This window comes from Streptomyces sp. B15 (genome assembly GCF_018070605.1).
GTDB lineage: Bacteria > Actinomycetota > Actinomycetes > Streptomycetales > Streptomycetaceae > Streptomyces > Streptomyces smyrnaeus.
This window is the reverse complement of the sequence record NZ_JAGPXJ010000046.1, coordinates 24,924-40,523: the sequence shown is the minus strand read 5'-3', so window position 1 is coordinate 40,523 and position 15,600 is coordinate 24,924. Positions and strand designations below refer to the sequence as shown.

Sequence of the window (15,600 nt, the reverse complement as noted above, 5' to 3'; positions counted from 1 at the left end):
GGTGCACAACGTCAACGCTGAGAAATGTGTGGCAGTTGTGACGACGTCGCTTCCGGGCCCCGCCACCGCACAACCGTGGCTAGACTCGCCACCTCGTGGGGAGAAGGAGTGTTCTCCGCCACGCGGAAGCTCTCCTTCCCCCACCCCCCCCACCAGACCGTTCGAGGGAATCGATGTCCGGATCTCCTTCTTCCTCGACACCCACGCTGCGGGAAGCGCCCGCCGGAGCGGGCGCCGCGGGGGAGGCGGCACTGCGCCGCCGCATGGTGCGACTGGCCTGCACGCCCGCCCTCGTCGTGGCACTCGCGGCTGCCGGAGTGGTGACCTACCTGTGGGCCACCTGGGAGCCGGACGACGCCACCGCCGTGAACACCGACCTCGGAGACGCCGCCGCGCTGAGCGTCCTGGCGGGTGCGCTGCTGGTCACCGTGGCGGCACTGGTGGGGGGCGTGCGGGGCGCGTTGACGCAGGCGCGTACGGCACGCGAACAGCACGCCGCGCTGCGAGGCACCGCGGAGGCGGCGGTGGCCAGGGCCGCGGCCCTGGAACGGCGGGAGCGGGCCGCGACCGCCGCAGGCGCCGGGGAGGGCGACAGCACACAGGGGCTGCAGGCCGTCGACCGGGTCGCGGTGTTCGTCAATCTCGCCCGCCGCCTCCAGTCGCTGCTCCACCGCGAGATCAAGGTGCTGGACGAACTGGAGAACCAGATCGAGGATCCGGAGATCCTCAAGGGCGTCTTCCAGGTCGACCACTTGGCCACCCGCATCCGCCGCTACGCCGAGAATCTGGCGGTGCTCGGCGGCGCCGTCTCCCGCCGCCAGTGGACGCGGCCCGTCCCGCTCACCGAGATCCTGCGCTCCTCCGCCGCCGAGGTGGAGCACTACCAGCGGGTCAAACTGGTGCCGCCGATCGAGGGCACCATTCGCGGGCAGGCCGTCGCCGACGTCATCCACCTGCTCTCCGAACTGGTGGAGAACGCCACCGTCTACTCCGCGCCGCAGACCCAGGTACTGCTGCGCACCAGCCACGTCACCGCCGGTCTCGCCATCGAGGTCGAGGACCGGGGCCTGGGCATGACCGACGACGAGCAGCGGCGGATGAACGCCTTGCTGGCCGACCCCGAGCACGTCGACGTCGCGGCGCTGCTGACGGACGGCCGGATAGGCCTCTACGTCGTCGGCACGCTGGCCCGGCGGCACGGCATCGCCGTACAGCTGCGCGGCAACATCTACGGCGGCCTCCAGGCCGTCCTCGTGCTGCCCCACACGATGCTGGGCGGCCAGGAGAACCAGACCGCCCCCGGTGCGGCAGCCCCGGCCGACACAGCCCTGGACGCCCCGGCCCCGACTTCGGCCGCCGCCGCGACCGCCGCTTCCGCCGCCCGCCCGCAGCGCGGTCGCCACGCCGCACCAGCGGCACCCCCATCCCCACCTCCGGCTCCCCCCGCGGATACGGCTCCCGGCGCGGACGCCGGAGCCCGCGGCCGTCCACCGGTGGACCGGGACGAGGGCACTGCCCCGGCGTCCTGCGTCGGACCGGCCGCCCGCCCCCACCCGTCAGCGCCCGACGGAGAGGCGCCCGCCGGGGAACGCGCGGACCGGCGTGGACCGGCGTCCGCAGGCGGGCCGGTCGGGCGGCAGCAGGAGGCGCCCGAGGGGCGGCCCCGGTTGCCGCAGCGCCGAAAGCAGGAGCACATCGCTCCTCAGCTGCGGGAGACGCAGACGTCCGGGACACCCGGCGCGGACGCCGTGCACGATCCCGGGCTCATGGCCGCCTTCCAGCGCGGAGTCGGCCGCGCCGACGCCGAAGCGTCCGGCCGGACGCCGTACGACGGCGACAGCTCGCCCCACCAGGAGGAGACCCGATCATGACTGAAGCACCCACGAGTCGGACGGTGGCGGACCTGTCCTGGCTGTTGACCGGACTCGTCGAGCGCGTGCCGCACACGCGCAGTGCTCTCCTGCTGTCGTCGGACGGCCTGGTCAAGGCCGCGCACGGACTGGAGACCGACACGGCGGACCAGATGGCGGCGCTCGCCTCGGGGCTGTACTCGCTGGGCCGCAGCGCGGGTGTGCGGTTCGCCGACGGGGACGGGGTCCGCCAGGTCGTGGTCGAGCTGGACACCTCGCTGCTGTTCGTCACCACCGCAGGCCAAGGTGCCTGTCTGGCCGTGTTCGCCGGGAGTGAGGCGGACGCGGGCGTGTTGGGCTACGAGATGGCCATGCTGGTCAAGAGCGTCCGTCCGTACCTGGTCACCCCCGCGCGGCAATCCAGCGGCGCATGACGGCGCTCCCAGGCGCCGCCGGTCCGGGCTCCGGAGACGAACCGTGGCTCGACGACGACGCGGGCCGGCTGGTCCGCCCGTACACCGTCTGTGAGGGCCGCACCAAGCCGTCGGCTCCGCTGGACCTGCTGACCATGGTGCGGGCCACCGGGGTGCCTCCGGACGGCTATCTGGGCCCGGAGCACACCGAGGTGCTGCGGCTGTGCGGCGGGCCGGTGTCCGTGGCGGAGATCGCCGCCACCATCCGGCAGCCCGCGACGGTGACCAAAGTGGTGCTGTCCGACCTGGTGGACTGCGGCGCCGTCGCCACCCGAGGGCCCGTGCATCTGCAGCAGGGGTCGAATCCGAACGACCGAGAAGTGCTGGAGGCGGTGCTGGATGGGCTCCGTAGACGACTCTGATCCCCCGCCGACGGCGTCGAATTCCTTTCCCACCGCGCTGAAGGTCCTGGTGGCCGGGGGCTTCGGGGTCGGCAAGACCACCTTCGTGGGAGCCGTCAGCGAGATCGAGCCGCTGAGCACCGAGGAGTTGCTGACGCAGGTGAGCGCGGCCACCGACAGCCTGGAGGGCGTCGAGCAGAAGTCCACCACCACGGTCGCGATGGACTTCGGCCGGATCACCCTCGAGGCCGGCTATGTGCTCCACCTCTTCGGCACCCCCGGCCAGGACCGGTTCTGGTTCATGTGGGACGAGCTGTCGGCCGGGGCGCTGGGCGCGGTGGTGCTCGCCGACACCCGTCGGCTGGAGCACAGCTTTCCCGCCGTGGACTACTTCGAGCGGCGCGGAATCCGCTTCGTCCTGGCCGTCAACGAGTTCGACGGCTCCTACCGCTACACCCCCGACGAGGTACGTGCCGCGATCGATCTCGACCCGGGGGTCCCCGTGGTGCTCTGCGACGCGCGGCAGCGTGACTCCGCGACCGAGGCCCTCATCTCTCTCATCCAGCACCTGCTCGACCCGAGGAGCGCGTATGCCGCCCACACCGCTTGACCTGACGGCTCGTCTGCTGTTGACCCCGCAGGACCCCGAGGGCCCGGCGCGGGCGGCCCGGCTCAAGGAGCTGGGGCTGGGCGACGAGCCGATACCGGAGCTCGACGCGTACGCCCATGAGCTGGCCCGGATCACCGGCGCGCCGGTCGCGGCGGTCAACGTCATCGACGAGCAGCGCCAGTACTTCGCCGGGCTCTACGACGCGACCATGGACCCGGCCAAGGGGCCGGTCGACCCGAACGGCGGACTGGGCCGGGTGATGCCGCGCGAACTCGGGTACTGCGTGCACGTCGTCGCGCGGCGCACCGCGCTGGTGCTGGAGGACGTGAGCGACTTCGCGCGGTTCGCGGTCAACGCCGTGGTGGACGAGGTGGGCGTCGCCACCTACCTGGGCGCGCCGCTCATCGACCCCCTGTCGGGCATGGCGCTCGGCACGGTCTGCGCCGTCGATCAGCGACCGCGCCCCTGGGGACAGGAGGGCCTGCGGACCGTCAAGGCGATGGCGGCGGAGGTCCAGCAGGAGATCCTGCGCCGGAGCCGGTGACTCCTCGACCGGCTCCGGCGGACGGGCTCGGCGGATCAGAGCCGCTCGGGGGTGCGGATGCCCAGCAGCGCCAGGCCCTGGTGGAGGACCTTGGCGGTCAGGTCGCACAGGAACAGCCGGTTCTCGGTCTGCTCCCGGGTGTCCGCCTTGAGCACCGGGCAGTTCTCGAAGAACCGGCTGTAGAGCGTTGCCAGTTCGTACAGATACGCCGTCACCTTGTGCGGCTCGTACTCGTCGGCCGCCGTCACCAGCGTGTCCCCGAACGCGTCCAGATGCAGGGCCAGCGCCCGCTCGGCCGGGGCCAGCTCCAAGTCGGGGTGCGGCACCGGCTCCAGCTCGCCCGCCTTGCGGAAGATCGAGTTGACCCGCGCGTAGGCGTACTGCAGGTAGACGCTGGTGTCGCCCTGGAGGGAGACCATCCGGTCCAGGTCGAAGACGTAGTCCCGGGTCATCGAGTTGGACAGGTCCGCGTACTTGACCGCGCCGATGCCCACCTGCTGCGCCCGCCGCCGGATCTCGTCCTCGCCGACGCTCTCGTCGGCCTTCTCCCGTACGACGGCCGCCGCGCGCTCGACCGCCTCGTCCAGCAGGTCGACCAGCCGTACCGTCTCGCCCTCGCGGGTCTTGAACGGCTTGCCGTCCTTGCCCAGGACGGTGCCGAACGGCAGCTGCCGCGCCGCGCCCTCGGGCAGCCAGCCCGCGCGCTGCGCCGTCTCGAAGACCATCCGGAAGTGCAGCGACTGCCGGGCGTCCACCACGTACAACAGGGTGTCGGCCGCCAGCTCGCCGATGCGGTTGCGGATGGCGGCCAGGTCGGTGGCCGCGTAGCCGAAGCCGCCGTTGGACTTCTGGACGATCAGCGGCGTGGGGGTGCCGTCCGGGCCCTTGACGTCCTCGAAGAACACGCACAGCGCGCCCTCGGAGCGGACGGCCACACCGGACTCCTCCAGGTCCTTGACCACCTGCTGGAGGTCGTCGTTGTAGGCGCTCTCGCCGACGATGTCCGGGTCCCGGATCTCCACGTCGAGCTGGTCGTAGACGCCCTGGAAGTACGTCTTCGACTCGTCGACGATCTTGTGCCAGAGCGCCAGTGTCTCCGGGTCGCCGCTCTGCAGCGCGGGCACCCGGTCCCGGGCGCGGGACTTGAAGTCCTCGTCGGAGTCGAACAGGGCGCGCGAGGACTTGTACAGCCGGTTGAGCCGGGCCATGGCGGCCTCACCGGCGTCCTTGGCGCCCGCCGTGTCCGACTCGTGGTCCAGCTCGTGCGGATGCTCGATCAGATACTGGATGAGCATGCCGAAGTTGGTGCCCCAGTCGCCGATGTGGTGGCGGCGGATCACCTTCTCGCCCCGGTGCTCCAGCAGGTGCACGATCGCGTCGCCGATCACGGTCGAACGCAGGTGCCCGACGTGCATCTCCTTGGCCACGTTCGGCTGCGAGTAGTCGATCACCGTGGTGCCCGGATCGTCCTTGTACGGCACGCCCAGGCGCTCGTCCCGCTGCCGCGCCACCAGGTTCTCCATGATCGCCTTGTCGGCGACGGAGATGTTGAGGAAGCCGGGGCCCGAGACCTCGATGTTGGCGATCACCGCGTTCTCGTCGTGCGCCGGCAGCGCCTCGGTGACCTTGGCGGCCAGCTCCCGCGGATTGCCCTTGAGCTGCTTGGCCAGCGCCAGCATCCCGTTGGCCTGGAAGTCCGCCCGGTCGCTGCGTCGCAGCAGCGGGTCGGCGGAGGCGGCCTCCGGCAGCGCTGCCGAGAGGGCGTCCGAGACACGCTGGTGGACCGTAGCGGCGAGAGAGGGGACCGTAGCCATGAAGTGCTGACCGTTCCGTCGGGGTGGCTGGATACGGGGCCCAGTATCCCACGCGCGCACAGGGGGCCGCCGCCGAGTTCCGGGGTGGGACAATGGGCCCGCAGGCTTGAAGAGTCCCCCGAGAAGAACGAGAAGGAAGTGCCGGACGTGGCTCAGACCACCCATGAGGCCGACTGGGTCTCCCGTATCGCCGATGAGGTCATCGCAGCGGCGGAACGTCGCGGTCTGAAAACAGTGGTCTGCGCGTCCGGTCTGAGCCCCTCGGGCCCCATCCACCTGGGGAACCTGCGCGAGGTGATGGTGCCGCACCTGGTCGCCGACGAGATCAGGCGCCGGGGCGTCCCGTGCGAGCACATCCTGTCCTGGGACGACTACGACCGGTTCCGCAAGGTCCCGGCCGGTGTCGAGGGCGTGGACGAGTCCTTCAGCGAGCACATCGGCCGCCCGCTGACCGCCGTGCCCGCGCCGCCCGGCAGCCCGTACGCCAGCTGGGCCGAGCACTTCAAGGCCGCCATGGAGGCGTCCTTGCTGGAGCTGGGCGTGCAGTACCGGGGCATCAGCCAGACCGAGCAGTACACCTCGGGCGCCTACCGCGAGCAGATCCTCTTCGCGATGCGCGAGCGTGCCCGTATCGACGCCGTGCTCGACCGCTACCGGACGCTGGAGAAGGGCGCGAAGGGCGGCAAGAAGCAGCAGAAGCCCGCCGACACAGCGGAGATCGAGGCCGCCGAGGGCTCGGGCGCCGCCGCCGAGGACGACGGCTCGGGCGCCGGAGCGGGCTCCGCCTACTACCCGTACAAGCCCTACTGCACCGTCTGCGGCCGCGACCTGACGACCGTCAAGGCGTACGACGACGAGACCACCGAGCTGTCCTACACCTGCCGGTGCGGGCACGGCGAGACGGTGGAGCTGCGCACCTTCGACCACGGCAAGCTGGTGTGGAAGGTCGACTGGCCGATGCGCTGGGCGTACGAGGGCGTCGTCTTCGAACCGTCCGGGGTCGACCACCAGTCGCCCGGCTCGTCGTTCGTCGTCGGCGGACAGCTGGTGAAGGAGATCTTCGGCGGCGAGCAGCCCATCGGCCCGATGTACGCCTTCGTGGGCATCAGCGGCATGGCCAAGATGTCCTCCTCCAAGGGCGGCGTGCCCACCCCGGCCGATGCCCTCCAGATCATGGAGGCGCCGCTGCTGCGCTGGATGTACGCCCGTCGCAAGCCGAACCAGTCCTTCAAGGTCGCCTTCGACCAGGAGATCCAGCGCACCTACGACGAGTGGGACGCACTCGGCCGCAAGATTGCCGACGGCTCGGCGCAGCCCGCCGACATCGCCGCGCACACCCGCGCCTCGTCCACCGCGCTGGGCCCGCTGCCCCTCACCCCGCGCCCGCTGCCCTACCGCACGCTGGCCTCGGTCACCGACATCACCGGCGGCCATGAGGAGCAGACGCTGCGCATCCTCAGCGAGCTGGACCCGGAGCACCCGGTGCACTCGCTGGACGAGGTCCGCCCGCGGCTGGACCGCGCACAGCGCTGGATCAACACCCAGGTCCCGGCCGACCAGCGCACCCGGGTCCGCGAGGAGCCGGACACCGAGCTGCTGGACTCGCTGGACGAGGAGCAGCGCGATTCGCTGCGGCTGCTGCTCGACGGACTGGACGAGCACTGGTCGCTGGAGGGGCTGACCTCGCTGGTGTACGGCGTACCGAAGGTGCGGGCCGGGTTCGCGCCGGACGCCAAGCCCACCCCGGAGATGAAGGTGGCGCAGCGCGGGTTCTTCGCCCTGCTCTACCGCCTGCTGGTCGGCCGTGAGACGGGTCCCCGGCTGCCCACGCTCCTGCTGGCGGTGGGCGCCGACCGCGTCCGCAAGCTGCTGGGGGCGTAGCGCCAAGCGGCTGCCGCCGAGTGGAGGGCGTGCCACTGGCTGTGCGTGGCGGGCTGCGGGTGCTCCCCCAAGCTCTTCGAGCAGGGAGGTGCCCCCAGGTTGCGCGCGCCCGCGCGGGGCGGAGCCGCACATCAGTATGGCCCCGCGCCCCTTCCGGGGCGCTTCGCCTCAGCCCGCGAGGCCCATCTCGGTGTTGTAGCGGTCCTTGAACTCCCGCATGTACCCGCCGAGATAGGTCTCGCTCAGCAGATTGCCGTCCGCGGAGGTGACCCCGAAGCCCTCGTAGAGGGTGCGGGAGAGGAGTCGCGCCGTCGGGAACTCGCCGTGCGAGGCGACGTACTCGCGGTACGCGGAGAAGTAGAACTCCTCGCGCGGCACCCCGTCGGGTATACCGACGGGCTCGTCACCGAGATCGGGCGCGTCGGCGTACCCCGGCGGGTCGGTGTACGCGGGCGGGTCCGCGTACCCTGCCTCCGGCTCCGGCTCCGGCTCCGGCTCCGGCTCCGGCTCGGCCTCCGCTTCCGGCCGGAGCGGGGCGGGTTCGATGAACAGCTCCTGTTCGCGGGCCGGGGCGGGCACGGCGAGGGTGCGGTAGCGGCCGGGGGCCACGGGTACGGGGAACTCGGTGGCGGGCGGCACGGACTCCACCGCGGTGTCGGCCTCCGGCGCCGGCGCGGCCTCCGGCACGGCCTCGGCCTTGGTCATCTGTACGGCCTCCGCCGTCGGCGCGGGCTCGGGCGCCGGCTCCGGTTCGGGCGCCGGTACGTGCTCGTGGGCGGGTTCGGCGCCGGTGCCGTGCGCGGTCTGATGAGGGGCCGGTTTCCGGTCGGCCACGTCCTGCCCGGTCACCGGGCCGGGCACGACGTCCGGGTCCGCGATCGGTATCGGCTCCGGCTCCGGCAGCGCCGTCGCCCGGGGCGCCGTCCGGTGCAGCGGTACTCCGTAGCGGGTGAGTTTGAGGGGCATCAGTGCTTCGACGGGGGCTTTGCGGCGCCAGGAGCGGCCGTAGCGGGCGCGCAGTCTGGTTTCGTAGATGAGGCGGTCCTGTTCCATGCGGATCACCTCGTCGTAGTTGCGCAGTTCCCACAGTTTCATCCGTCGCCACAGCAGGAAGGTCGAGGGGAAGGCCAGCAGCCAGCGGGAGAGGCGTACGCCTTCCATGTGCTTGTCGGCGGTGATGGCGGCCACCCGTCCGGTGGCGTGCCGGGCGGCTTCCACGGTGACGACGAAGAGCACCGGGATCACCGCGTGCATGCCGACTCCGAGGGGGTCGGGCCAGGCGGCGGCGCCGTTGAAGGCGATCGTGGCGGCCGTCAGCAGCCAGGCGGTCTGGCGCAGCAGCGGGAAGGGGATGCGGATCCAGGTCAGCAGCAGGTCCAGGGCGAGCAGGACGACGATCCCCGCGTCCACGCCGATGGGGAAGAAGGGGGCGAACGCCCCGAAACCCTTCCGTTCCGCCAGATCACGGACCGCCGCATAGGAACCCGCGAAACCGATCGCCGCGATCACCATGGCACCCGCGATCACCACGGCGATGAGTATGCGGTGTATTCGGGTCAGTTGTACGCCCTGCACAGGAGTTGTCCCCCACCCTCGGAAACTGGCGGGCCCAGCCTGGCACATGTGGCGGGCGCGGATGCGCGCAGGAGCCCGGCCCTCACGGGGAGGGCCGGGCTCCGATGCGGCGGGGGAAGGCGACGGGCGGTTACTTGATCTGCTTGACCGCTTCCTCGGCCGCCTTCTCGGCCTGCTTGTTCACCTCGTCGGCGTCGGGCTTCTTGGCGTCCTCGAAGCCTGCTCCCTCGTAGTCGACGGTGATCACCACATTGGCGGTGCGGGCGATCAGGCGCTCGGCGCGGTACTCCTCCGACTTGTCCTTGGCGTCCTTCTTCTTGGTCTCGTACGCGACCGAGACCGCGTCGTCGCCGATGCCGGAGACCTGCTTCTGCTTCGGCTTCTTGTTGTCCTTGTTGCCGGTCTTCTCCTCGACCTGCTGCTTGACGTAGTCCGCGGCCCGCTTGTCGCCGGAGCCGATCGCCGGGTCGGAGTCGAAACGCTTGAAGGAGAGGGTGAGCTGCCGGTAGTCGTACTTGTCCAGCCCGCTCCACAGACAGCTGTTGGAGTCGTTGGTGTCACCGGTGCCGACGCGCTTGCCCGAGGCGTTGTCCGTGCCGGGTACCAGGTCCTTCACGGTCTTCTTGCCCAGGCTCTTGCACGAGTCGGGCAGCTCCTTGAACTTCGCGGGCGCCACGGTGGGGGACTTGCTCGCGGAGGCCGAGGGGCTGTCGGCCTCCTTGTCCTGGTCGGAGTCGGAGCAGCCGGCGACCAGCAGGACGGGGAGCGCCACTGCCGCACAGGCGAGCGAGTTCCTGACGGTCTTGCTCCGTCGAGGGGCGTTGCGCGGGGCGTTACGGTGCATGGTTCCTTCGCTTCCGGGGTCTTCACCAGTTGTGCCGAGCCGAAAGTGGCCGCGGTGCTGACGGCACGGTACGCGGCGCCTGGGGCGGTGTGGGCGTTTCATGGCACCTTCCACAGCGTGGGACTGCCCACAGGTGGGACTGGCCACATGGGCCGGCCGCAGCGGGAGCGGCCCGCGAGCGGGGTCGGCCGCGTAGCGGGGGAGTCCGCCGTGGTGGGAGTCGTCACAGGGTCGGACGAGGCGGGATCAGTCCTCCTCGAAGCGCCCGGCGAGCTGCTCGGCGAGCTCGCGTGCCTTCTCCTGGAGTTCGTGGCTGTCGGGGATCCGGTGCTTGTCGGTCACCCACTGGTCGTACTCGACGGTGGCGATCACATTGGCCTTCCGGAAGACCAGGGTGATGTCCCGGTGCAGACCGGAGTCCGCGGTGTGCAGGCTGTCGTCGACGTAGGCGGCGTCACCGATGTCGTCCAGGGTGCGGGGGGCCAGGTCCTCGTCCGGGGTGGGGGAGGTGCTCTCCTCGGTGTCGCCTTCCGGGTCCTGGGAGCCGCCCTTGTCACCATCCTCGTCCGAACTGCCCTTTTTGTCGGTGGGGGAGGCGTGGCCCTCAGGTGTCTTCCCGGACGGGCTGCCCGAGGCGGAGCCCTCGGAGGCGACGGCGATACCGGCCTTGCGTGCCTTCTTGGCGTACAGCCGTTCGGCTTGCTCGTCGTCGCTGACGGCGGGGTCGTAGGAGACCACCCGCTCGAAGTCGACTGCCAGGTGCCGGGTGCTGAGCGTGGTGGCGCTCTTCCAGCGGCAACCCACCCGCCGGTCGGTGTCGTAGGTGACGCTCGCCTCGCCCTCGTAGGGGCCGGCGCTGTCGCTGGGGGCCGGGGTGCCCTCTTCCTCGGCCGCCGCGGCGCCGGGGAGCATGTCGCGCAGCTGGCTGACGGCGACCGTGCCGCATGGCTCGGGGAGGGTGTCGTACTTGCCGGGTGCCGCCGCCGAGGGCGAGGCGGAGGAGCTGCCCTGCTTGCCGTCCCCGCCGTCGTCGGGGCCGGAGGAGCCGGTGCAGGCGGTGAGGGCTCCGGCCAGGGTGAGGGCCAGTGCGGCGCTGGTCGCGTACGACGCGAATGTCCCGCGCGTCACATACCTCTTTGCCCTCCGCGGCACGGCTGGCCTCCTCGTTCGGGGTCGTCCTCCGGGTCGTCCGGGTCACCGGGATCGGGGTACGCCCGGAAAGCGTTCCGCCGACGGGGCGACGGCACATGTTTACCGCACCCGCAGCTCAGACGTCCGGTCGCCTGGCCTCTATGGTGCGTGAAGTCAGTTTTTTCCGGTCCGTCACCTTTCCGGGTTTCCCCGCCCGGACTGTCGCGTCCCGGCCGGCCGGCTCCAACGGTTGTGCGAAACAGGGTAGTTGGGCGGGATTTCTCAGCTCGGAGAGGGGTTTTCGGCCGGACTATTTTCCTATCTGCCGGGTAGCGGCCCCCCGAACCATGGGAGCCTCCCCTTCATCAATTCGGAGCCTCCCCGATCCCTCGGAGGAAGGGGCAACAGACAAACGTGAAGCATGAGACAGAGGAGGCACCCGCCTCCAACGGGGGACTGCCCCGGGGACCGCAGACCGACCGGCTCGTGTTCGGTGTCACCGCGCTCCTCACGCTCGCCTTCGTCGTCTGGGGCGCAGTCGGAACGGACTCCCTGGGCGACGTCTCGTCCGAGATGCTGAGCTGGACGATGCACAACGGAGGCTGGGCCTTCGTGCTCGCCGCCACCGGCTTCGTCGTCTTCTCGCTGTGGCTGGCCTTCAGCCGCTACGGCAGGATCACCCTCGGCAAGGAGGGGGAGGAGCCGGAGTTCAGGACGGTGTCCTGGATCGCGATGATGTTCAGCGCGGGCATGGGCATCGGTCTGATGTTCTACGGGGTCAGCGAGCCGCTGAGTCACTTCGGTGCCCCTCCGCCCGGTACCGACCCGGGCAACGACGCGGCCCGCATGGAGACCTCGCTGGCCACCACGCTCTTCCACTGGACGCTGCACCCCTGGGCGATCTACGCGGTCGTGGGCCTGGCCATCGCCTACAGCTGCTTCCGGCGGGGCCGGCGGCAGACGATCAGCGCCGTGTTCACCCCGCTCATCGGTGAGCGGGCGGCCAACGGCGGTATCGGCAAGGTCATCGACATCCTGGCGATCTTCGCCACCCTGTTCGGCTCCGCGGCCTCGCTGGGTCTGGGCGCGCTCCAGATCGGCAGCGGCATGGAGCAGGCCGGCTGGGCGAGCAAGGTCAGCACCGGTGTGCTGGTCGCCATCATCGCCGTGCTGACCGTCGCCTTCGTGGCCTCGGCCGTCTCCGGCGTGGAGAAGGGCATCCAGTGGCTGTCCAACATCAACATGGTGCTGGCAGCGCTGCTGGTGGTCTTCCTGTTCGTCGTCGGGCCGACGATCCTGATGCTCAACATGGTCCCGACCTCGATCGGCAGCTATCTGGGGGATCTGCCCCAGATGATCGGGCGCACCGACTCCAGCAGCGGCAAGGGAGTCGCCGAGTGGCTCTCCGGCTGGACGGTCTTCTACTGGGCGTGGTGGATCTCCTGGACGCCGTTCGTGGGCATGTTCATCGCCCGGATCAGCCGGGGACGCACCATCCGCCAGTTCGTCGGCGGTGTGATCCTGGTCCCCAGCGTCGTGAGCCTCATCTGGTTCTCGATCTTCGGCGGTACCGCCATGAAGCTGCAGTCGGACGGCGTGCAGCTGGGCGACACCCAGGAGGCCCAGCTCTTCAATGTGCTGAACGAGTACCCGATCGCCAGCGTCACCGGCCTCATCGTGATGATCCTGGTCGGCATCTTCTTCGTCTCCGGTGCGGACGCCGCCTCGATCGTGATGGGCACGCTCTCCCAGAAGGGCACGCTGGAGCCCGGCCGGGGAGTCGTCATCATCTGGGGTGTCCTCACGGGCGCCGTCGGCGCGATCATGCTGATGATCGGCGGCGGTGGTGACGAGGCGCTGGAAGGGCTGAAGAACCTCACGATCCTGGTGGCGGTGCCGTTCACGGTCGTGATGGTCGCACTGTGCATCGCGCTCACCAAGGATCTGCGCCGGGACCCGCTGATCATCCTTACCGAGCGGGGCGAGGAGGCCGTGGGCAGCGCGGTCGTCGCCGCCCACGAGCAGTACGGCGGCGAGTTCGAGTTCCGTATCGGCCCGGTGGACCCCGACGCCCCGAAGCTGGACGCCGAGGTGCTGGACGAGGAGGTCGCCCAGGCCGTCGCCGACGCCGCTGTCTCGGCGGAGGACTCCGGCGGCTCGGACGACGCAGGAGCGGACCGGAACAAGGGCTGAACCTGCGGATCCTGCCCGGCTCGCGTACGACGGGCGCCCCGCCACCGCAACAACGCCGGTGCCGGGGCGCCCGTCGTGTGCGTCGTACACCGGGCGCCCCCGTCACCGGGGCGCCACGCGGTGCTGTGCTAGGGCCAGACCAGGCAGTACGCCTGATGGCCCGCCTCGTGCAGGCGGTCGGAGAAGTCCTGCCAGCGGTGCAGGAGCTGGTAGACGTTGAAGGCGTCCTGCGGTCCGGCGCGGTCGGGGACCGTGGACCAGATGAAGGCCGCGGCGCCGACCGTCTCCTCCCCGACGCCGCGGAGCGGGTCCACGACCGTCATCGGGAGCTTCACCACCGCGTAGTCCGGGTGCAGGACGACGAGTTCGAGCGGCGGTACGCGGTGCAGCGGTATCCCCTCGATCCCCGTCAGCACCATCGCCGCCATCGTCTCGGGCTTGATCTTGGTGAACATGCCCTGTCCCAGCTCGTCCCCGCCCAGTTCCTCGGGGCGCATCGAGATGGGTACGCGTGCGGCCGTGGCACCGTCCGGTGCCCCGAAGTACTTGTAGGTCACCCCCACTCGGCCGCCACCCCTGCCGCTCCTGGTCTTCGCCGTGCTCCCGATGCCCGCGAGGCCGCCGCCCCGCACGATCCCGCTGCCGCTGGTGGTGCTGCCGCTCGTGGCGCCGCCCGCCGTGCCGCTCTCGGACGGTGTGCCGCCGCCCGTCGTTCCCCCGTCCCCCGTACCGCTGTTCGCGCCGCTCCCCGCCGTGGTTCCACTCTCGGCCGCAGTGCGCCTGTGGCGCCCCTGGGCTCGCTCCGGGCCAGTCTCCGAGGGGCCGGGCCCCTCTCCCAGTCCGCCACCGCGATGCATGTCACCACCCGACTGCTCATCCGGGCCGCACAGCCGTCCCCGTGCGGCCCGATCATCGTGTCAGAGACCTCCCCGCCCCGCGGAGTGTGAAACGCCCCCAGGCCCCCGCACACCGGGCTCTGACACCATGGCTTTCGTGACTTACTCGTACAGCGCCCCAGTATCGCAGTCGCTCTTCGACCGCGCCGCCGCCGTGACGCCAGGAGGCGTGAACTCCCCGGTCCGCGCCTTCCGCGGAGTGGGCGGTACGCCCCGGTTCATGGTGTCCGGTTCCGGTCCCTACCTCACGGACGCGGACGGCAGGGAGTACGTCGACCTGGTCTGCTCCTGGGGGCCGATGATCCTCGGCCATTCACACCCCGAGGTGACGGACGCCGCGCGCAGGGCCGTCGAGCGCGGTACCTCCTTCGGTACGCCCGTGGAGGACGAGGTGGCGCTCGCCGAGGAGATCGTGCACCGTATCGACCCCGTTGAGCAGGTACGACTCGTCTCCTCCGGCACCGAGGCGACCATGTCGGCGATCCGGCTGGCGCGCGGTTTCACCGGCCGTTCCAAGGTGGTGAAGTTCGCCGGGTGCTACCACGGGCACGTCGACGCGCTGCTCGCCTCGGCCGGCTCCGGCGTCGCCACCCTCGGTCTGCCGGACACCCCGGGCGTCACCGGCGCACAGGCGGGCGACACCATCGTGCTGCCGTATAACGATCTGGACGCGGTCCGCGAAGCGTTCGCCGCGTACCCCCGCGAGATCGCCTGTGTGATCACCGAGGCCTCCCCCGGCAACATGGGCATCGTTCCGCCGCTGCCCGCCGCCGACGGCAGGCCGAGCTTCAACCAGGGGCTGAAGGACCTGTGCCGGGCGGACGGCGCGCTGTTCATCTCCGACGAGGTGATGACCGGCTTCCGCGCCGGACCGCGCGGCTGGTACGGCATCGACGGCGTCACCCCGGACCTGATGACCTTCGGCAAGGTGATGGGCGGCGGCTTCCCGGCGGCCGCGTTCGGCGGCCGCAAGGACGTGATGGACCACCTGGCGCCGGCCGGCCCCGTCTACCAGGCGGGCACCCTGTCCGGGAACCCGGTCGCCACCGCCGCCGGACTGGCCCAGCTGCGGCTGCTGGCCGCCGACGACTTCGCCGCGCACGCCGTGGTGGACGCCGCCTCCCGCCAGGTGCGGCAGCTGGCCACCGAGGCGCTGAACAAGGAGGGCGTGGCGCACACGGTGCAGACGGCGGGCAGCATGTTCTCCGTCTTCTTCGGGGACTTCGGCCACGCCGGCGTCACCGACTACGCGGCGGCCCGGCGCCAGGAGTCCTTCCGCTTCACCGCCTTCTTCCACTCGATGCTCTCCCAAGGCGTCTACCTGCCGCCCTCCGGGTTCGAGGCGTGGTTCGTCTCCGCCGCGCACGACGAGCGGGCCCTGGAGCGCATCGCCGACGCGCTGCCCGCCGCAGCGCGCGCCGCGGCCGAGGCGGTGCCGGCATGAGCGA

Annotated in this window: 13 protein-coding genes; 8 read left to right on the top strand and 5 right to left on the bottom strand. The window is 71.0% G+C overall.

The features are described from left to right. The first annotated feature begins 173 nt into the window (after positions 1 to 173). The 5 genes from KBY19_RS20720 to KBY19_RS20700 are packed head-to-tail and all read left to right on the top strand — an operon-like array spanning position 174 to position 3,818. A complete protein-coding gene (locus KBY19_RS20720) occupies positions 174 to 1,871 on the top strand; it encodes a sensor histidine kinase KdpD (protein WP_143674906.1) in 1,698 nt (565 codons plus the stop codon). Continuing rightward, positions 1,865 to 2,284 (top strand): roadblock/LC7 domain-containing protein, encoded by a 420-nt coding sequence (locus KBY19_RS20715; protein ID WP_099886699.1) that lies wholly within the window; start codon positions 1,865 to 1,867, stop codon positions 2,282 to 2,284. The genes KBY19_RS20720 and KBY19_RS20715 overlap by 7 nt, the downstream gene beginning before the upstream one ends. Beyond that, positions 2,281 to 2,685: a DUF742 domain-containing protein gene (locus KBY19_RS20710; RefSeq protein ID WP_099886700.1), complete on the top strand. Its 405-nt coding sequence runs from the start codon at positions 2,281 to 2,283 to the stop codon at positions 2,683 to 2,685. The genes KBY19_RS20715 and KBY19_RS20710 overlap by 4 nt, the downstream gene beginning before the upstream one ends. Beyond that, positions 2,663 to 3,274 carry an ATP/GTP-binding protein gene (locus KBY19_RS20705; RefSeq protein ID WP_210966380.1) on the top strand — a complete coding sequence of 204 codons (612 nt, stop codon included), beginning with the start codon at positions 2,663 to 2,665 and terminating at the stop codon, positions 3,272 to 3,274. The genes KBY19_RS20710 and KBY19_RS20705 overlap by 23 nt, the downstream gene beginning before the upstream one ends. Beyond that, on the top strand, positions 3,255 to 3,818 hold the full coding sequence (locus KBY19_RS20700; protein ID WP_099883363.1) for a GAF domain-containing protein: 564 nt from the start codon (positions 3,255 to 3,257) through the stop codon (positions 3,816 to 3,818). Before KBY19_RS20705 ends, KBY19_RS20700 begins: the two co-directional genes overlap by 20 nt. A 35-nt stretch (positions 3,819 to 3,853) precedes the next feature. Here KBY19_RS20700 and argS read toward each other — a convergent pair whose 3' ends face one another. Continuing rightward, positions 3,854 to 5,632: an arginine--tRNA ligase gene (gene argS / locus KBY19_RS20695; protein ID WP_185017824.1), complete on the bottom strand. Its 1,779-nt coding sequence runs from the start codon at positions 5,630 to 5,632 to the stop codon at positions 3,854 to 3,856. 147 nt (positions 5,633 to 5,779) lie between these two features. Between argS and lysS the strand changes: the two genes are divergently transcribed. Continuing rightward, positions 5,780 to 7,513 (top strand): lysine--tRNA ligase, encoded by a 1,734-nt coding sequence (gene lysS / locus KBY19_RS20690; RefSeq protein WP_185017825.1) that lies wholly within the window; start codon positions 5,780 to 5,782, stop codon positions 7,511 to 7,513. A gap of 168 nt (positions 7,514 to 7,681) precedes the next feature. Here lysS and KBY19_RS20685 read toward each other — a convergent pair whose 3' ends face one another. From KBY19_RS20685 to KBY19_RS20675, 3 genes are all read right to left on the bottom strand, one after another. Continuing rightward, positions 7,682 to 9,088: a DUF2637 domain-containing protein gene (locus tag KBY19_RS20685; RefSeq protein WP_307843571.1), complete on the bottom strand. Its 1,407-nt coding sequence runs from the start codon at positions 9,086 to 9,088 to the stop codon at positions 7,682 to 7,684. Between the two features lie 130 nt (positions 9,089 to 9,218). After that, on the bottom strand, positions 9,219 to 9,932 hold the full coding sequence (locus KBY19_RS20680; protein ID WP_099883365.1) for a DUF3558 domain-containing protein: 714 nt from the start codon (positions 9,930 to 9,932) through the stop codon (positions 9,219 to 9,221). Positions 9,933 to 10,178: 246 nt separating this feature from the next. Continuing rightward, the gene (locus KBY19_RS20675) at positions 10,179 to 11,060 is read right to left on the bottom strand and encodes a hypothetical protein (RefSeq protein WP_307842620.1); all 882 of its coding nucleotides are present in this window, start codon (positions 11,058 to 11,060) and stop codon (positions 10,179 to 10,181) included. Between the two features lie 417 nt (positions 11,061 to 11,477). Here KBY19_RS20675 and KBY19_RS20670 point away from each other — a divergent pair, with 417 nt between their 5' ends. Further along, positions 11,478 to 13,256: a BCCT family transporter gene (locus KBY19_RS20670; RefSeq protein ID WP_099883367.1), complete on the top strand. Its 1,779-nt coding sequence runs from the start codon at positions 11,478 to 11,480 to the stop codon at positions 13,254 to 13,256. 128 nt (positions 13,257 to 13,384) lie between these two features. On the opposite strand, the gene KBY19_RS36695 is transcribed toward KBY19_RS20670, so the two are convergent. Next, positions 13,385 to 14,113 (bottom strand): hypothetical protein, encoded by a 729-nt coding sequence (locus tag KBY19_RS36695; RefSeq protein WP_221506020.1) that lies wholly within the window; start codon positions 14,111 to 14,113, stop codon positions 13,385 to 13,387. Between the two features lie 127 nt (positions 14,114 to 14,240). Between KBY19_RS36695 and hemL the strand changes: the two genes are divergently transcribed. After that, entirely contained in the window at positions 14,241 to 15,596 is a 1,356-nt protein-coding gene (gene hemL / locus KBY19_RS20660; protein ID WP_185017828.1) for a glutamate-1-semialdehyde 2,1-aminomutase, read from the top strand. Positions 15,597 to 15,600: the final 4 nt, after the last annotated feature.